Genomic DNA, 15,142 nt, shown 5'->3' on the forward strand with positions numbered 1-15,142 from the left:
GAACAGAAATGTCGTCATACCCGGCGTCCCTGCTCGACGTGGAACGCCAGCCAGGCAGGCCCCCGATGCTGCGGGCCGAGACCAGCGGTGACGCGCCGCGCTGGGTCGCCGAGCACCGGGACGCCCTGCGCGCCGCCGTTGCCGAACACGGCGCACTGCTCGTCCGCGGCCTGGGCTTACGGGACCCGGCCGGTACCGGGGCCGTCTTCCGGCGGCTGGCCACCGGCCTGCTGAGCGAGCAGGAGGCGTTCGCGCCCCGGCGGACCTATCCCGAGGAGGGGGTCTACTCCTCCACCAAATGGCCGCCGAACCAGCAGATGTGCATGCACCACGAGCTGAGTTACACCCTCACCTTCCCCGGCCTGATGATGTTCGCCTGCCTGACCGCGCCGGCCGAGGGCGGGGCCACCGCGGTGGCCGACGCGCCCACCGTGCTCGACGCGCTGCCCACCGAACTGGTGCGGCGCTTCGAGCGGGAGGGCTGGCTGCTCACCCGCAGTTACAACGACGAGATCGGCGCGTCCTGGGAGGAGGCGTTCGGCACCGAGGACCGCGGCGCGGTCGAACGGTACTGCCGCGCGAACGCGATCGCCTTCGCATGGCAGGACGGCGGCGGCCTGCGCACCAGCCAGCGCCGCAGCGCCGTGGTACGCCACCCGGTCACCGGCCGGCGCTGCTGGTTCAACCAGATCGCCTTCCTGAACGAATGGACCATGGCGCCCGAGGTGCGCGAGTACCTGGTCGACGAATACGGCGCCGACGGGCTGCCGTTCAACACGCGCTTCGGCGGCGGTGAGGCAATCGGAGAGGACATCGTGCAATTGCTCAACAAGGTCTACGAGGAGCACACGGCCCGCGAGCCCTGGCAGGCCGGCGATCTGCTCCTGGTGGACAACGTCCGTACCGCGCACAGCAGGGAGCCCTTCGAGGGACCGCGCGAAGTGCTGGTGGCGATGGCCGACGGGGTGCGGCTGGCCGACTGCGCGCCCACGATCGAGGTGACGTCCCGGTGACGACCATCCACCCCACCGCCGACGAAGCCACCGGCCGGGAGCCGACGAGGGTGCCGCCGTTCGCGGTGGTCTCCGGCTCCCAGGTCCAGCGCGCCCTGCACGGCCGCGAGCGGGAGCTCGTCGACCTGGTCGAGGACACCTACCGGCTGCACGGCGCCGGCGACACGGTCAACCCGCCCTCGTACTTCCTGCGGTTCCCCGACCGCCCGTCCTCCCGGATCATCGCGCTGCCCGCGTCGGTGGGCGGCCGGGAGCCGGTCGACGGCCTGAAATGGATATCCAGCTTTCCCGAGAACGTCGCGGCCGGCATTCCCCGGGCGTCGGCGGTCCTGATCCTCAACGACCACGACACCGGCTACCCGTTCGCGTGCCTGGAGAGCTCGATCATCTCCGCCACCCGCACGGCCGCCTCGGCGGCGTCGGCGGCCGACTGGCTCAGCCGCGGCCGGCCCAGGCCCGTGCGGGTCGGCTTCTTCGGTACGGGCCTCATCGCCCGCTACATCCACACGTTCCTGGCCGCCACCGGCTGGGCGTTCGAGGAGATCGGCGTGCACGACGTGTCCGCCGACAGCGCCGCGGGCTTCCGCACGTACCTCGAACAGTCCGGTACCAGCGCCCGGATCACCGTCCACGACAGCGCCGAGCAGCTGATCCGCCTGAGCGACCTGGTGATCTTCGCCACCGTCGCGGGCCGGCCGCACGTCAGCGACGTGTCGTGGTTCGCACACCATCCGCTGGTGCTGCACGTCTCGCTGCGCGACCTCGCGCCGCAGATCGTGCTCGCCTCTGCCAACATCGTGGACGACATCGAGCACTGCCTGAAAGCTGACACCTCACCCCACCTGGCCGAACAGCTCTCCGGCAGCAGGGACTTCCTGCACGGGACGCTGGCCGAGGTCATGGCGGGGAAGGCGCGGCCGCCGGCGGACCGCCCGGTGGTCTTCTCGCCGTTCGGGCTTGGGGTCCTGGACCTGGCGGTCGGCAAATACGTCTACGACGAAGTGGTCCGCTCGGGGGAGTTGCACGTCATCGACGGCTTCTTCCACGAGTTGCGCCGGTACGGATGAGCGGCCGGATCCTACGGCCGCACATGGGGGGTCATCAAATGAGGGGGTCATCGTGCCAGTCATATCCGTTCCCCTGGACTTCAATGAGGAAGAGCTCTACGTCGACCTGCGCTCGATCTTCGGGCAGCCACTTTTCCTGAAGTGCGAGGGCTTCAACTTCGCCGGGTCGATCAAGCTGAAGGCGGCGGCGGAGATGGTCGAGGCCGCGGAGCGCGAGGGTGCACTGATGCCGGGGTCGGTCCTGGTGGAGTCCTCGTCCGGGAATCTGGGCGTGGCACTCAGCATGATCGCGGCGAGCAAGGGTTACGGGTTCCTGTGCGTGACCGACCCGCGCTGCAATCTGTCGTCCCGGCGGATGATGGAGGCCCTGGGCAGCCAGGTGCACCTCATCGCCGAACCGGACGCCAACGGCGGCTGGCTGGGCGCGCGAATCGATTACGTGCGCGCCCTGTGCGCCTCCGACGACCGGTACGTCTGGCTGAACCAGTACACCAACCCGGGCAACTGGAAGGCGCACTACCGGACCACCGCACCGGCCATCGCCCGCCAGTTCCCCGACCTGGACGTGCTGTTCGTCGGCGCCGGCACCACCGGCACGCTGATGGGCTGCGCGCGCTACTTCTGGGAGTGGCACCGCAGGGTCCGGGTCATCGCCGTCGACAGCGTCGGATCGGTCACCTTCGGCGGCCCGCCCGGCCGCCGGATGATCCCGGGCCTGGGCACCAGCGTCCGCCCGGCGCTGCTGGACGAGTCCTACGTGGACGAGGTGATCCGGGTGGAGGAGGCGGACACCGTCCGCGCCTGCCACCGCCTGGCCCGCAGCGGATTCCTGTTCGGCGGTTCCACCGGCACGGTGGTCAGCGGCGCGACCGACTGGCTGGCGCGTCATGAGGACCGCGACCTGACAGCGGTGGCCATCGCCCCTGACCTCGGCGAGCGCTACCTCGACACCATCTACCAGTCCAACTGGCTGCAGGACCTCTACGGAGAGGAGATCCTCGACTCCGACGAGCTGACGGCCGGCTCCCGCTCGGCCTGACGCGCACGCCTTCAGGCGCTGCCGCCGCGCCCACCGGTCCCGCTGTGAACAGGGGCCGGTGGGCGCGGCGTTCGCTTGCCTCCGGGGGCGCCCTGCCCGACCGGGCGGCCGTCGCCTTCGGCGCCGTCTCAGTCCAGTACGGGCAGCTGCGCGAGGAAGTCGAGCAGCGCCGCGTTCACCTCGTCGGGGCGCTCCTGCTGGGTCCAGTGGCCGCAGCCGGGCAGCGTGACATTGGCGTGCAATCGCGGCAGCAGCTGGTCCAGGACGGGCAGCAGCCGGTCCATGCCGGGGAAGCCGCGGACCAGATCGCGGTCCCCGGCGACGTACAGCGCGGGTATGTCGATGCCCCGGTCGTGGAAGGGCGCGAGCAGCTCCCAGTTGCGGTCGATGTTGCGGTACCAGTTGAGGCCCCCGGTGAACGCCCGGTCGCCGTGCTCGGCGTAGTCGCGCGCGAAGGCGTCGATGTCGTCGTCGGTGAGCCAGCCGGGCAGCTCCTTCGGCTCCGGCATCGTGTCCAGCACCGAAGCGCCCTCGGGGATCACCCACGGCACCGGCGGGTCCGTGAACGGGCTGTCCCCGGAACCGCCGTACAGCAGCCGACGGAACGTCGACCGCACGTCCCGGGCCAGCTCGGCGTCCGCGACGCCGGGCTCCTGGAAGTACTGCTGATAGAACCCCTCGCCGAGCTGGGCGCGCAGAGCCGGCAGCGGCGCGGCCGTGCCGCGTGGCACCGGCGGCACGCTCAGCCCGGCGACGCCGCGCACCACATCCGGGCGGAGCATGGCGGTCGTCCAGGCGACCGGCGCGCCCCAGTCGTGCCCGACCACGACCGCCTGCTCCTCACCGAGGGCCCGTATCAGCCCGATCACGTCTCCGGTGAGGTGCAGCATGCTGTACGCGGAGATGTCCGCAGGCTGCTCGCTGCGGGCGTAGCCGCGCTGGTCGGGGGCGACGACCCGGTACCCGGCCGCGGCCAGCGGCCCGAACTGGTGCCGCCAGGAGTACCAGGACTCCGGGAAGCCGTGCAGCAGCAGGACCAGTGGTCCCTGCCCCTGCTCGGCGATGTGCAGCCGGACGCCGTTGACTTCGACGAACCGGTGCTCGACGGAAGGGGACTCGACGGAAGGGGGCACCTGTCCTCCTGCGCTCGTGCGTATGTGACCTGCGATCACTCCTGATGAACGGTTCGGGAGACGGTCTTGTTCCGCGTTCCGCCTTTTCGGAGGGGGAAGTTGAGGCGCCGTCATGGGGCCTCGCGCCCTACGGGGAGCGACCGGCCTTACGGTGCGACCGTCAGCCCGCGTCGCGCTCCCGCCCGGCGAGCTCGCCGGCGCCGCGCCAGGGGCGGGCCAGGACGAGCAGACAGCCGCCGGCCGCCACGAGTGAGCCGAGCATGATCAGCGCCATCGGCGCGGAGCTGTCCTCCCCGAACAGACCGACCAGCGGTGACGCGATCGCGCCGAACAGGAACTGGAGGCCGCCCAGCAGCGCGGAGGCCGCACCGGGCGCCGACCGGCCCAGCGTCTGCCCGAGGCTCATGGTGGCGGGGAAGACCAGCCCGATGCCGCACGTGGTCACGAACAGGGACAGCCACGTCCCGGCGAACGTCTCGCCCGCGACCGCGAGCACGACGACCTGCGCCAGCGCGCCGACCAGGGCCAGCGCCACCCCGGCGACCAGCAGGACGTTCAGCCGCACCCGGCGGGCCAGCCGCCCGAAGACCGCTCCGGCGGCCAGCATGCCGATGGCATTGACGGCGAAGATCAGCGAGTACGTCGTGGGGGAGACGCCGTGCAGGTTCTCGAAGACGAAGCTGGAGCCGGCGATGTACGAGAACAGCGCCGCCGCCGTGCAGCCGAGCACGAGCACGTACCCCATGAAGGCCCGCGAGCCCAGCAGCCGGCCCATCGCCCGGAACGTGCCGCGCACCCCGCCGGCGTGCCGCCGCTCCGGAGGCAGCGACTCCGGCACCTTGGCCACCACCGCCAACAGGAGCAGCACGCCGATGACGGTGAGCACGACGAAGACGGCCCGCCACGTGGACACCGACAGGACCGCGCCGCCGAGCACGGGCGCGGCCACCGGCGCGACGCCGAGGATCTGGGAGAGCACGGCGAAGTAGCGCGGGATGTCGGCCCCGTGGAAGCGGTCGGTGAGCACCGCGCGGGCCAGCACCATGCCGGCTGCGCCGGTCGCCCCCTGAAGGAAGCGGGCGGCGGTCAGTACCTCCACACCCGGCGCGACCGTGCACACCAAGGAGAACAGGGCGAAGCCCGCCGCCCCCGCGAGGAGCAGCCGCCGGCGCCCGAGGCTGTCGCTCAGCGGCCCGATGACGAGCTGGCCGACGACGAGCCCGGCCAGGAAGGCGGTCATGGTGAGCTGAATCGCGGAGCTGCCGGCGTGCAACGAGGCACCCATGGCGGGGAAGCCCGGCACGTACATGTCGGTGGCGAGCGGGGCGACGGCGGTGAGCGCACCGAGCACGGCGATCAGCGCGCCGGCACGCTTCGGGGGCGCGGCCGGGGCGGTGCCGGGTGTGTCGGGCGTGGCGGGGGCGCCGGGCGGGGCGTGCGCGGGGTCCGCGGCGGCGGGAGAGCGAGATATCATGGCAAAAAGATAACCGATGGTTCACCAGTTAACGAAACGGTCGACGACCGGCCGACCTGATCTGATCGACGAGCCGCATTCACCATTCACCATTGACCATGCACCGAGACCGAAAGGCGCTGCCGATGCTGCCTCCCCCCTCCCGCGTCCGTGAGCAGTGGGCCGCGCACCATCCCGGTCTGGACACCTCGCCTATGGAGGTGGTGGCGTTGCTCAAGCAGATCACCGCCCTGGTCGACCGCGCGGTCGAACCGCTCTACGAGGGGGCGCCGCTCACCGCGCCCGAGGTCGACCTGCTCATCCCGCTCCGGCACGCGGACGAGCCGGTGATCGCCCGCCGCCTCGCCGAGCGCATGAGCATCTCCCGGGCCGGCGCCAGCAAGGCGCTGGCCAAGCTGGAGAAGCGCGGCTTCATCGCCCGCACGCCGAACCCGGCCGACCGCCGGGCCGCCCTCGTCACCGTCACCCAGGCCGGCAAGGACGCCGTCGACGCCCTCTTTCCCCGCCAGCTCGCCATCGAGGCCGAGCTGCTGGAGGGACTGGGCGAGGACCGGGAGCACGTACTGAACGCCCTCGCCCGCCTCGCCGAAGTACTGCAGCAGGCCTCGGCGTCCTGAGCGGCGCGGGCCGTCCTGAGCGGACCGACCGGACCGTCCTGAGCGGACCGGGAGACGGCCACGTCCGGGCCGTGCGCGCGCTCAGCCCGCCCCGGAGAAGGTCTCCAGGAGGCGGCCCGGCGCGGCCTGCCGCCAGGAGTCCACGACGATGTCCCGCAGCTCGTCCAGGTCCTCCAGCGCGGCCAGCCGCACCCGCACCCAGGCGGAGCTCGCCTCATGCGGCGGCACCCAGAACTTCTCCGGCTCCGCCGCTATCAGCTCCCCCCGCTCCAGAATGGGGCACCGCACGGCGAAGGAGGTCTCGTCGTCGGGGAGCGTGAGGTACATCTTCCCGGCGACCCGGAAGGTGGGCATGCTCCAGGCTTCCTTCTCCACCGTCTCCGGCAGGGAGAGGGCGATCCGGCGTACGTCATCGGAGTCGGGCATGGGATCACCGTAAACCGCACCACTGACATCGGCCCGCCGGACCGACGGGCGGACCGCCCGCCCGGCCGTGACAGCCCTTGCTCAGGCAGCCGTCAGCATCCGTTGAGCACCGACGACAGCGCACTCTTCTCGGCGGAGTCGACGCTCAGCCCGTAGTAGTACTTCACCTGCACCCAGGCCCGCGCGTAGGTGCACTTGTAGGTGGCGCGGGAAGGCCACCAGGTGGCGGGGTCCTGGTCGCCCTTGGACTGGTTGACGTTGTCGGTGACGGCGAGCAGCTGCGGCCGGGTGAGGTCGTTCGCCAGGTTCTGCCGCTTGGCGGTGGTCCACGCGTACGCGCCGGAGTCCCACGCCTCGGCGAGCGGCACGAGGTGGTCGATGTCGACATCCGAGGCGGCCGACCACGTGGCGCCGTCATACGGCGAGTACCAACTGCCGCTGGTAGCGGCGCAGGCGGAGTCGGTGACGACGTTCGTGCCGTCGCGCTTGAGCACCGTCTCACGGGTGTTGCACGCCCCGCTGATGGTGATCCAGTGCGGGAACAGATCCCGGCTGTACCCGTCCCGCGAATGCTCGGCACCGACGCTGAGCGAGGTCAGATACGAACGGGCGGTGGCGGCACTGACCGGAGTGGGCAACTCGGCCTGCGCGGGGACCGTACCGAAGAGGCTCATGGCGGCAGTGGCGGCGGCCACCAGACTCGTGACGATGGCCCCACGGCGAACAGATATGTGCATGACAATCTCCTGGTTCCGAGACGGACGACGGTGTTCCGAGCAGAACAACTGCGGGGGAGTGGCGCGCTCATGGTCCCGCGCCGCCGTCTATGCGGGTAGACGTCGGAGGTGAAATCTGCGTGACTGCACGGCGGCAGCCCGACACAACGCCTTCGCCCCGCTCCTCAACCGCCCACCGAGACCGCCAAATGGAGCTCATCCGCGCCCGGTGACGCCCGCCTGATCAGCTCTTCGACTGCTCGGCAGCGTTGCTGCTGCGGCTCGACTCCAGGCCGCGCCGGAGCTGGTGCAGGCCGCGCCGGGCGTGGCTCTTGACCGTGCCCAGGGGCCAGCCGGTGCGTTCCGCGATCTGCGCCTGGGTGAGGTCGTCGTAGAAGGCCATGCGCAGCACCTGTTGTTGCGGCTCAGGCAGCCGGGCGAGCTCGTGGCTGAGCAGGACCCGGTCGAGTACCTCGTCGGCCCTGCCGGTCACCTCGGGGGCGAGCGGCAGGGCCGAGCCCGCCGCAGCGATCAGCCGAGCCCGGCGCGTGCGCGCCGCCAAGGTATCCGCGATCTTGTGCCGGGCGATTCCGATCAGCCACCCGGTGACCGGCCCGCGGCTCGCCCGGTACCGGTGCCGGTTCCGCCACACGGCGAGGAAGACCAGTTGGGTGACGTCTTCGGCCTCCTGCGAGTCGCCCAGTGCCTTCCGGGCCAGGGCGAGTACCAGCGGCTGCCAGCGGTGGTACGCGATGGCCAGGCACGCCTCACTGCCCGCGGCGAGCCGGCGCACGAGTTCCTCGTCCGTGAGCGATTCCCGCGTCGGGACGCCCGTGGGACGCGGATCGGGCGGGGGCGGCGATGCCGGTCGGAGCGCGGCGGTACGGTCTGCGGACATGGCGGCTGCTCCTCCTGACAGGGCCGGCAGGGCCTGACGGGGCGGAATGGCGGGGTGGAACGGCGGGGCGGAACGGCGGCACCATCCTGAAAATCCTTTGTCCGACTCGGCAACTCGCGTCGTTTGTGCGTCGTATGCTCGGCTCGTGGAGCGCGGACATACAGGGCACGCACACACAGAGCAAGCGCACACGGGGCCAGCGCACACCGGGCACGCGCACCGGCAGCCGGGCGGTGATCCCGGTTCCGCCGATACCGCGATGACGACGGGCGCTCTCGCCCGGCGCCTCGGAGTCGCGCCCACCACCCTGCGGTCCTGGGACCGGCGTTACGGTCTCGGTCCCGCCGTGCGCCCCGAGGGGCAGCACCGGCGCTGGACGCCGCAGGACGTCGCCGTACTGGAGGAGATGTGCCGCCTCACGTCGGCCGGCGTGCCCCCGGCCGAGGCGGCCCGCACCGCCAAGAAGTCGACCGCCGCGACGAGTCGACGAGAAGAGCGCGGTCAGCAACAGCCCGCGCCCGCGCTCCCGGCCTCCTCACGCAGCGCGCTGCGCCCCGGAGACGCGCGTCTGGAGTGCCGGGGCCTCATCCGCGCCGCCACCCGGCTCGACGCCCCGGCGATGGCGCACCGGTTGACGTCCCTCGTCGACGCGCACGGCCTGGTCACCGCCTGGGACGAGGTGATGGTGCCGACCCTGCACGCTGTCGGACGCAAATGGGAAACCACGTCCAGCGACCGCTACGTAGAGGCGGAACACCTGCTGTCCTGGCACGTCTCCAGCGCGCTCCGCCGTGTCACCGCGCCACCGCCGACGGCCGGCACGCCGCTGCTCCTGGCCTGCGTACCGGAAGAGCAGCACACGCTGCCCCTCGAAGCCCTCAACGCCGTGCTCTCCGAACGCGGCCTGGCCACCCGGATGTTCGGTGCGGCAGTACCGATCGACGCGCTCGCCGCGGCCGTACGGCGCACCGGCCCCCCGGCGATCGTCCTCTGGTCCCAGGTACGCGGCACCGCCAGCCCGTCCCTCGCCCGGCAGGTGGCCGCCACCCGGTGGGGCATGAGGGGCGCGCGCCGGCAACCCGCCGTACTGCTCTGCGGCCCCGGCTGGTCAACGGCGGGGCCGCAGCAACCAGGAATGCGCTACCCCCTCACGCTGCGCGACGCCCTCACGCTCCTGACGCAACTGCGCGAGACCGCCGGCGTCCCGTCAGCGAACTAGCGGAGACGGCTCCTCGGCGGGCCTTCGAGACCGTGCCGCCCCCGTCCCGGCCCCCGTCCCCGTCCGCCAATACCAGGAGGGGGGACGGGGACGGCGATGGCCAACGTCAGGTGCCGGCCTTGCGCCCGTAGACGTACACCTCGTCGCCGGTCTTCAGCAGTTTCCAGTAGCTCTTCGCGTCCGCGGGCCGCATGTTGACGCAGCCGTGCGAGCCCGGTGCCGACCACACGCTGCCGTCGATGGCATGGAACGCCTCGCCGCCGTCGAAGAACTGGCTGTACGGCATCGGCACGTCATACAGCGTGGAGACGTGATCCTTGTGGCGCCAGAAGACTTGGTGCAGTCCGGTGCGCGTCTCGTACTTGTTCCGTCCCGTGCGTACCGGCACAGGGCCCTTGACGAGCTTGTGGCCGTCCTGGATCCAGCTGATCTGCCGGGTCAGGTCCACGCACGCGATGCGGCCCTTGTTCACGGGGCAGTTGCCCGCCCGATTGGGGTTCTTCCCCGCGGCTCGCTGCTTCTTCACGACCTTCATCACGTTCCAGGTGACCGGCCCCGCGTATCCGTACTGCGGATAGATGCCGTGCGCACGCTGGAAATCCCGGATCGCGCGGCAGTCGCCGACCGACTGTCTGCCGTCGGCCTGCCGCCCGAGGAATCGTTCGGCCTCTTTCTGGTACGGGCCCTGCAGGCCGCCGCACGAGGAGCCGGAGGCGGCGTGCGCGGGCGCCGCCTGCAGCCCGACCACTAACAGCGGCGACAACAGCCCGGCCGCCGCCGCGTGAACAGCCCCGCGTCTCCCGCGAGATATGCGCGTACTCGTCATGGACCACCGCTTCCGTCTCGACGCCGTCCAGGCGTCCGCCAATGGGTGATTGCGCCGGATGAGGCCATGAACGCCTCATGAGTCCCTCGCGTCATCAGATTAGACGCCTATCAGCCGCCAAAACCGACGATTACCGAACAAGCGGCACCCGGTAGTGGCCCACGCCGGCGGCGCGGTTCGGCCCAGCGACACCGATGGCCTCTCGGAACTAACTTGCTCCGCAGCATACTTGTACAGCAAGATACTCAACGTGGCAGTCAACGAAGGGCTTCGGCAGCAGTGGTTGCGGGGTGTGCTGGACCTGTGCCTGCTCGCCGTGATCGCGCAGCGTCCGACCTACGGCTATGAGATGACGGTACGTCTGGCCGAGCAGGGCCTGGAGGTCGCCAGCGGCTCGATCTACCCGGCCCTGGCCCGGTTGCGCTCGCGGGGCCTGGTGGACGTGACGCGGCGTCCGGGGGCGGGCGGTCCGGTGCGTACCTACTACCACCTCACCGACGTCGGGCAGCGCGAGCTCGCGGAATGGACCGCGCAGTGGGGCGACTTCGCCGCCGGAGTGGCACGCGTACTGCCGTCGTGACGCACAGAGGACCAGGACCGGGACCACAGGATCAGGATCAAGATGAGGGCGAGGGTGGGGACGATGGCGCTTGACACGGTGGGGCAGGCAAGACGGGTGTGGAGACGGCTGGGCGTACTGGAGCAGGCCACGCAGGAGATGGCCGAGGAGCTGAGTGCCGACCTCGCGGCGGCCGCCGCCGATGGGCGTACGGCCGAGGACTACGTCGGCGGTGACGTCGCCGCCCTGGCGCGTACCTGGGCCGCCGAGCGCGGCCTGATCCGCCCTCGCAGGCGGGTCGGGCGCGTCGTCGCCGCCACCGTTCTGGGCGCGCTTCCGGGCGCCTTCATGGCCCTGTTCTTCGTCTTCGCGCCGTCATCGCGCTTCGCCGAGTTCGCCTTCGCGCCCGCCTCTCCCCTGGACAACTGGGCCGTACGGGCCGTCTCCGTCGGCCCGACGGGATCGCAGGTCTGGCTGGGCATGTCCGTGCCCGTCATCCTCGCCCTGTACGTCGTGAGCGCGCTGGCCGCCTACGCCGGCTCCCTGGCCGCGGTCTCCGCCGTCCTGCGCCACGGCGCCGATCCGCACCGCCGCCGGACCGTCAAGGCCATCGCCGTGGCCATCCCGCTCATCGGCATCATCGCCACCCCCGTAGGCATCGCCCTGGCCGCGGCCCTGAACTTCAAGGTGGTCGCCTTCCGCCCCGTCTGCCTGCTGGTCCTGTGCCTGCTCGTACTGGGCGTCGCGCTGGTACGCCTACGCGTGGTCACCCGCACCCCGGACACCACAGCAGCCGCCGCAAGCGCCTGAACGCACCGGCTCGCCTCAGCCGCGTTACAGAACAACCGCGACCGCTCCCACGAGGACGTGTTTACCGCCCACGCGGTCGGGCAGGCAGAAAAACACGTGCTTCGGACTTGTAGGCACGCCCCGTGGGAGAAGTGGCTTCCTGGCGGGCGCGTCTGGCTGGTCGCTGCTCCGCCCACGGACCCGGCAAGAAGAGCGTCGAGGACCAGGGAGAGCCAGGACCATGCTCAGCACGCCCCCCACGACCACCGAGAACGAGCCCCAGGGCGACATTCAGACCGAGATCCAGACCGAGATACAGGCCGAGACACAGAGCGGAATTCAGGGCGAAATTCCGAACGAGGACACGCGGCCCGCGCAGGAGCCGGCGGCGGCCGAGTCCACCGTGGCGCGGCGCGCCACCGCCCGTCGCCGCGGTGACACGGCCCGTACTCGCCCGCCGGGCAAGCCCGTCCGCCGGACCCGCCGGCAGCGCGATACCGCCCCCGCCACACGCCGGCGTGGCCGGCACTCGCACCATGACGCCCCGGACACTGAAGCCGACTTCCGCCGCCTGGCCACCCTGCCCGACGGTCCCGAGCGCGAAGCCCTCTCCCAGCGTCTGGTCTGCGCGTGGATGCCGATGGCCGAGCGCCTCGCGCTGCGCTTCCGCAACCGCGGCGAAACGGTCGAAGACCTGCAGCAGATCGCGGCCCTGGGCCTGGTGAAGGCCGTCAACGGTTACGACCCCGCCCACGGAACCGCCTTCGAGAGCTACGCCATCCCCACCGTCACCGGCGAGATCAAGCGGCATTTCCGCGACAACCTGTGGGGAGTGCACGTACCGCGCCGCGTACAGGAGCTGCGTAACCGTGTGCGCACCGCCCGGCAGGAGCTCACCCGCGGGGTGGACGACCACGGGCCCTCCCACCAGGAGATCGCCGAGCACACCGGGATGACCGAGGAAGAGGTCCGGCTCGGCAGCCAGGCCCTGGAGAGCTTCACCACGCTTTCCCTGGACGCCGAACTGACCGGCGCCGAGGACGGTTACTCCCTCCAGGACACGCTCGGGGAGACGGAGTCCGGCTTCGACCTGGTCATCGACCGCCAGACGGTCAAGCCGGAGCTGGAGGCCCTGCCGGAGCGCGAGCGGCAGATCCTGTACATGCGGTTCTTCCGCGACATGACCCAGAGCCGCATAGCCGAACAGTTCGGCATGTCCCAGATGCACGTCTCCCGCCTCATCACCCGCGCCTGCCGCCGCCTCGCCACACGAGTCGCCGACCCCGCCCCTCAGTGAGAAAGGCGGTGCGGCCCACCGGCCTCCGCTCCCGTCCCGGGCGGAGGCGTTCGGCTCGGCTGTCCGGGCGTTGTCAGTGGTCGCCGCTAGCGTGTTTCCCATGCGCTCCGGAATCGGCGGATGTTCGGTCGTTTCGGCGTCGGCCCGGTCGGCCGGCGATGGTGCGCAGGCGGTCTGCCATCCGGAGGCCCGCCATCGAAGGTGGAGCTGCGAGGAGCCAGGGAAATGCGCATCGTACTGAGTGACTTCATGAGCCTGGACGGCGTCGTTCAGGCCCCCGGCGGGGAGAAGGAGGACACCGAGGGCGGTTTCGCGCACGGCGGGTGGTCCATGCCGTACTTCGACCCGGAGAGCATGGGCCCCGCGATCGGCGAGGCCCTGTCGGCCACGGAGGCGCTGCTGTTCGGGCGGCGTACTTGGCAGGGCATGGCCGCCGCCTGGCCCGATCGGGCGGGGGACCCGTTCGCCGACCGCATGAACGAGATCACCAAGTACGTCGTCTCGGGGACCCTGTCACCGTCGGACCTGTCGTGGCACCACTCGAATCTGGTGCGGCCCGGTGACCTTCTCGATACCGTCGCGAGGCTGCGTGCCGAGCAAGGCGGCGACGTACAGGTCATGGGCAGCCCGACCCTCGCCCGCGCCCTGATCGAGAACGACCTGGTGGACGAGTACCGGCTGATGATCGAGCCGGTGCTGCTCGGCGGCGGCAAGCGGCTCTTCCCGGAGGACGGGCAGGCCCGCCCGCTGGAACTGGTCTCCTGCACAACCGCTGCGACCGGCGTACAAATCTGCGTCTTCCGCCCTGTGGGCCGCCGCTCGGCATAAGACGCAGCTCCGCCTGCCACCCGGCACCGATTGGTCCAGATCCGCCAGTCCATCGACCGCAGGTCTGGACCAATCTGTCTCGGTCCGCAATCATCCCGGTCATGACAAAAAGAGAACACGGCGTGACCGGCAAGGGCTTACGTCTACTTGGAGCCGCCCTGACACTGGCCGGCGTCGCGCAGCTGCCGCTCGCTCCGCCCTCCACCGCCGCCGAGGCGCCCGGCGTGCCCGCGGCGCACACCGCCCCGCAGGCCGATACCGGCACCGACACCTGCGCCGTCAAGTCCAAGCCCGCCGGCAAGGTGCTCCAGGGCTACTGGGAGAACTGGGACGGTGCGGCGAACGGCGTGCACCCCGGACTGGGCTGGATCCCCCTCACCGACTCCCGCATCGGAGCCCACGGTTACAACGTGCTCAACGCGGCGTTCCCCGTCATCCGCTCGGACGGCACCGTCCTGTGGGAGGACGGGATGGACTCGACGGTGAAGGTCGCCACGCCGGCCGAGATGTGCCAGGCCAAGGCGAACGGCGCCACGCTGCTGATGTCCATCGGCGGCGCTGCGGCCGGCATCGACCTCAACTCCACCGCCGTAGCGGACCGGTTCATCGAGACCGTGGTGCCGATCCTGAAGAAGTACAACTTCGACGGCATCGACATCGACATAGAGACGGGCCTCACCGGCAGCGGCAACATCAACCAGCTGTCGGCCTCGCAGGCCAACCTCATCCGCATCATCGATGGCGTGCTCGCCCGTATGCCCTCGAACTTCGGCCTGACCATGGCCCCCGAGACGGCCTATGTCACCGGCGGCAGTGTGACGTACGGCTCGATCTGGGGCGCGTACCTGCCCGTCATCAAGAAGTACGCGGACAACGGCCGCCTGTGGTGGCTGAACATGCAGTACTACAACGGCAGCATGTACGGCTGTGCAGGCGACTCCTACTCGGCCGGCACGGTCGAGGGCTTCACAGCCCAGACGGACTGCCTGAACAAGGGGCTCGTCGTCCAGGGAACCACGATCAGGGTCCCCTACGACAAGCAGGTACCGGGCCTGCCGGCACAACCGGGTGCGGGTGGCGGCTACCTGGCACCCCCGCAGGTGTCACAGGCATGGCGCACCTACAACAACGGCCTGAAGGGCCTGATGACCTGGTCCCTGAACTGGGACGGCTCGAAGAACTGGACCTTCGGCGACAACGTGAAGGCGCTACAGGGGCGTTGAGGCCGTTCGTCGACCGCG

General features: G+C 70.8%; 16 protein-coding genes. 10 read left to right on the forward strand and 6 right to left on the reverse strand.

Annotated elements, in window-relative coordinates; genetic code table 11:
• Positions 1-8: 8 nt before the first annotated feature.
• From ACZ4MH_RS15065 to sbnA, 3 genes are read left to right on the forward strand one after another with little or no spacing between them, the layout of a single operon-like run.
• Positions 9-1,013, forward strand: a complete 1,005-nt coding sequence (locus ACZ4MH_RS15065; protein WP_351592152.1) for a TauD/TfdA family dioxygenase — start codon at positions 9-11, stop codon at positions 1,011-1,013.
• Positions 1,010-2,080, forward strand: coding sequence for a 2,3-diaminopropionate biosynthesis protein SbnB (gene sbnB, locus ACZ4MH_RS15070; RefSeq protein WP_351592155.1), 1,071 nt, complete (start codon positions 1,010-1,012; stop codon positions 2,078-2,080). The genes ACZ4MH_RS15065 and sbnB overlap by 4 nt, the downstream gene beginning before the upstream one ends.
• Before the next feature lie 52 nt (positions 2,081-2,132).
• On the forward strand, positions 2,133-3,119 hold the full coding sequence (sbnA, locus tag ACZ4MH_RS15075) for a 2,3-diaminopropionate biosynthesis protein SbnA (protein ID WP_351592158.1): 987 nt from the start codon (positions 2,133-2,135) through the stop codon (positions 3,117-3,119).
• A 128-nt stretch (positions 3,120-3,247) separates the two neighbouring features.
• Here sbnA and ACZ4MH_RS15080 read toward each other — a convergent pair whose 3' ends face one another.
• Together ACZ4MH_RS15080 and ACZ4MH_RS15085 are read right to left on the reverse strand one after the other, a co-directional pair.
• Positions 3,248-4,252 carry an alpha/beta fold hydrolase gene (locus ACZ4MH_RS15080; RefSeq protein WP_351592161.1) on the reverse strand — a complete coding sequence of 335 codons (1,005 nt, stop codon included), beginning with the start codon at positions 4,250-4,252 and terminating at the stop codon, positions 3,248-3,250.
• Between the two features lie 160 nt (positions 4,253-4,412).
• The gene (locus ACZ4MH_RS15085; RefSeq protein WP_351592164.1) at positions 4,413-5,726 is read right to left on the reverse strand and encodes a multidrug effflux MFS transporter; all 1,314 of its coding nucleotides are present in this window, start codon (positions 5,724-5,726) and stop codon (positions 4,413-4,415) included.
• Positions 5,727-5,824: 98 nt separating this feature from the next.
• On the opposite strand from ACZ4MH_RS15085, the gene ACZ4MH_RS15090 reads away from it, so the two are divergent.
• Positions 5,825-6,343 (forward strand): MarR family winged helix-turn-helix transcriptional regulator, encoded by a 519-nt coding sequence (locus ACZ4MH_RS15090; RefSeq protein ID WP_351592167.1) that lies wholly within the window; start codon positions 5,825-5,827, stop codon positions 6,341-6,343.
• Between the two features lie 81 nt (positions 6,344-6,424).
• Here ACZ4MH_RS15090 and ACZ4MH_RS15095 read toward each other — a convergent pair whose 3' ends face one another.
• From ACZ4MH_RS15095 to ACZ4MH_RS15105, 3 genes are all read right to left on the reverse strand, one after another.
• The gene (locus ACZ4MH_RS15095) at positions 6,425-6,769 is read right to left on the reverse strand and encodes an MmcQ/YjbR family DNA-binding protein (RefSeq protein ID WP_351592170.1); all 345 of its coding nucleotides are present in this window, start codon (positions 6,767-6,769) and stop codon (positions 6,425-6,427) included.
• A 92-nt stretch (positions 6,770-6,861) separates the two neighbouring features.
• On the reverse strand, positions 6,862-7,443 hold the full coding sequence (locus tag ACZ4MH_RS15100; protein WP_351592263.1) for an HNH endonuclease family protein: 582 nt from the start codon (positions 7,441-7,443) through the stop codon (positions 6,862-6,864).
• 286 nt (positions 7,444-7,729) lie between these two features.
• Entirely contained in the window at positions 7,730-8,383 is a 654-nt protein-coding gene (locus ACZ4MH_RS15105) for an RNA polymerase sigma factor (RefSeq protein WP_351592174.1), read from the reverse strand.
• A gap of 259 nt (positions 8,384-8,642) precedes the next feature.
• Here ACZ4MH_RS15105 and ACZ4MH_RS15110 point away from each other — a divergent pair, with 259 nt between their 5' ends.
• Positions 8,643-9,602 carry a MerR family transcriptional regulator gene (locus ACZ4MH_RS15110; protein ID WP_351592177.1) on the forward strand — a complete coding sequence of 320 codons (960 nt, stop codon included), beginning with the start codon at positions 8,643-8,645 and terminating at the stop codon, positions 9,600-9,602.
• Positions 9,603-9,708: 106 nt separating this feature from the next.
• Here the strand turns inward: ACZ4MH_RS15110 and ACZ4MH_RS15115 are convergent, their stop codons facing one another.
• Positions 9,709-10,428, reverse strand: a complete 720-nt coding sequence (locus tag ACZ4MH_RS15115; RefSeq protein WP_351592180.1) for a L,D-transpeptidase family protein — start codon at positions 10,426-10,428, stop codon at positions 9,709-9,711.
• A gap of 250 nt (positions 10,429-10,678) precedes the next feature.
• On the opposite strand from ACZ4MH_RS15115, the gene ACZ4MH_RS15120 reads away from it, so the two are divergent.
• The 5 genes from ACZ4MH_RS15120 to ACZ4MH_RS15140 all read left to right on the forward strand — a co-directional run bounded on the left by ACZ4MH_RS15120 (position 10,679) and on the right by ACZ4MH_RS15140 (position 15,124).
• Positions 10,679-11,008, forward strand: coding sequence for a PadR family transcriptional regulator (locus ACZ4MH_RS15120; protein ID WP_351592183.1), 330 nt, complete (start codon positions 10,679-10,681; stop codon positions 11,006-11,008).
• A gap of 63 nt (positions 11,009-11,071) precedes the next feature.
• Positions 11,072-11,797, forward strand: coding sequence for a hypothetical protein (locus tag ACZ4MH_RS15125; protein ID WP_351592185.1), 726 nt, complete (start codon positions 11,072-11,074; stop codon positions 11,795-11,797).
• A 382-nt stretch (positions 11,798-12,179) separates the two neighbouring features.
• The gene (locus ACZ4MH_RS15130) at positions 12,180-13,073 is read left to right on the forward strand and encodes a SigB/SigF/SigG family RNA polymerase sigma factor (RefSeq protein WP_467754526.1); all 894 of its coding nucleotides are present in this window, start codon (positions 12,180-12,182) and stop codon (positions 13,071-13,073) included.
• A 225-nt stretch (positions 13,074-13,298) separates the two neighbouring features.
• Positions 13,299-13,901: a dihydrofolate reductase family protein gene (locus ACZ4MH_RS15135; protein WP_351592189.1), complete on the forward strand. Its 603-nt coding sequence runs from the start codon at positions 13,299-13,301 to the stop codon at positions 13,899-13,901.
• Between the two features lie 101 nt (positions 13,902-14,002).
• Positions 14,003-15,124: a chitinase gene (locus ACZ4MH_RS15140; RefSeq protein ID WP_467754521.1), complete on the forward strand. Its 1,122-nt coding sequence runs from the start codon at positions 14,003-14,005 to the stop codon at positions 15,122-15,124.
• Positions 15,125-15,142: the final 18 nt, after the last annotated feature.

The sequence above is a fragment of the Streptomyces sp. NPDC026301 genome (genome assembly GCF_055567935.1).

What these genes read in the sequence shown, in the direction of transcription:
- ACZ4MH_RS15110 (WP_351592177.1), top strand. Translation starts at nt 8,643, where the DNA reads ATGACGACGGGCGCTCTCGCCCGGCGCCTCGGAGTCGCGCCCACCACC.
- ACZ4MH_RS15065 (WP_351592152.1), top strand. Translation starts at nt 9, where the DNA reads ATGTCGTCATACCCGGCGTCCCTGCTCGACGTGGAACGCCAGCCAGGC.
- ACZ4MH_RS15095 (WP_351592170.1), bottom strand. Translation starts at nt 6,769, where the DNA reads ATGCCCGACTCCGATGACGTACGCCGGATCGCCCTCTCCCTGCCGGAG.
- ACZ4MH_RS15135 (WP_351592189.1), top strand. Translation starts at nt 13,299, where the DNA reads ATGCGCATCGTACTGAGTGACTTCATGAGCCTGGACGGCGTCGTTCAG.
- ACZ4MH_RS15090 (WP_351592167.1), top strand. Translation starts at nt 5,825, where the DNA reads ATGCACCGAGACCGAAAGGCGCTGCCGATGCTGCCTCCCCCCTCCCGC.
- ACZ4MH_RS15105 (WP_351592174.1), bottom strand. Translation starts at nt 8,383, where the DNA reads ATGTCCGCAGACCGTACCGCCGCGCTCCGACCGGCATCGCCGCCCCCG.
- ACZ4MH_RS15100 (WP_351592263.1), bottom strand. Translation starts at nt 7,443, where the DNA reads ATGAGCCTCTTCGGTACGGTCCCCGCGCAGGCCGAGTTGCCCACTCCG.
- ACZ4MH_RS15125 (WP_351592185.1), top strand. Translation starts at nt 11,072, where the DNA reads ATGGCGCTTGACACGGTGGGGCAGGCAAGACGGGTGTGGAGACGGCTG.
- ACZ4MH_RS15140 (WP_467754521.1), top strand. Translation starts at nt 14,003, where the DNA reads ATGACAAAAAGAGAACACGGCGTGACCGGCAAGGGCTTACGTCTACTT.
- ACZ4MH_RS15085 (WP_351592164.1), bottom strand. Translation starts at nt 5,726, where the DNA reads ATGATATCTCGCTCTCCCGCCGCCGCGGACCCCGCGCACGCCCCGCCC.
- ACZ4MH_RS15115 (WP_351592180.1), bottom strand. Translation starts at nt 10,428, where the DNA reads ATGACGAGTACGCGCATATCTCGCGGGAGACGCGGGGCTGTTCACGCG.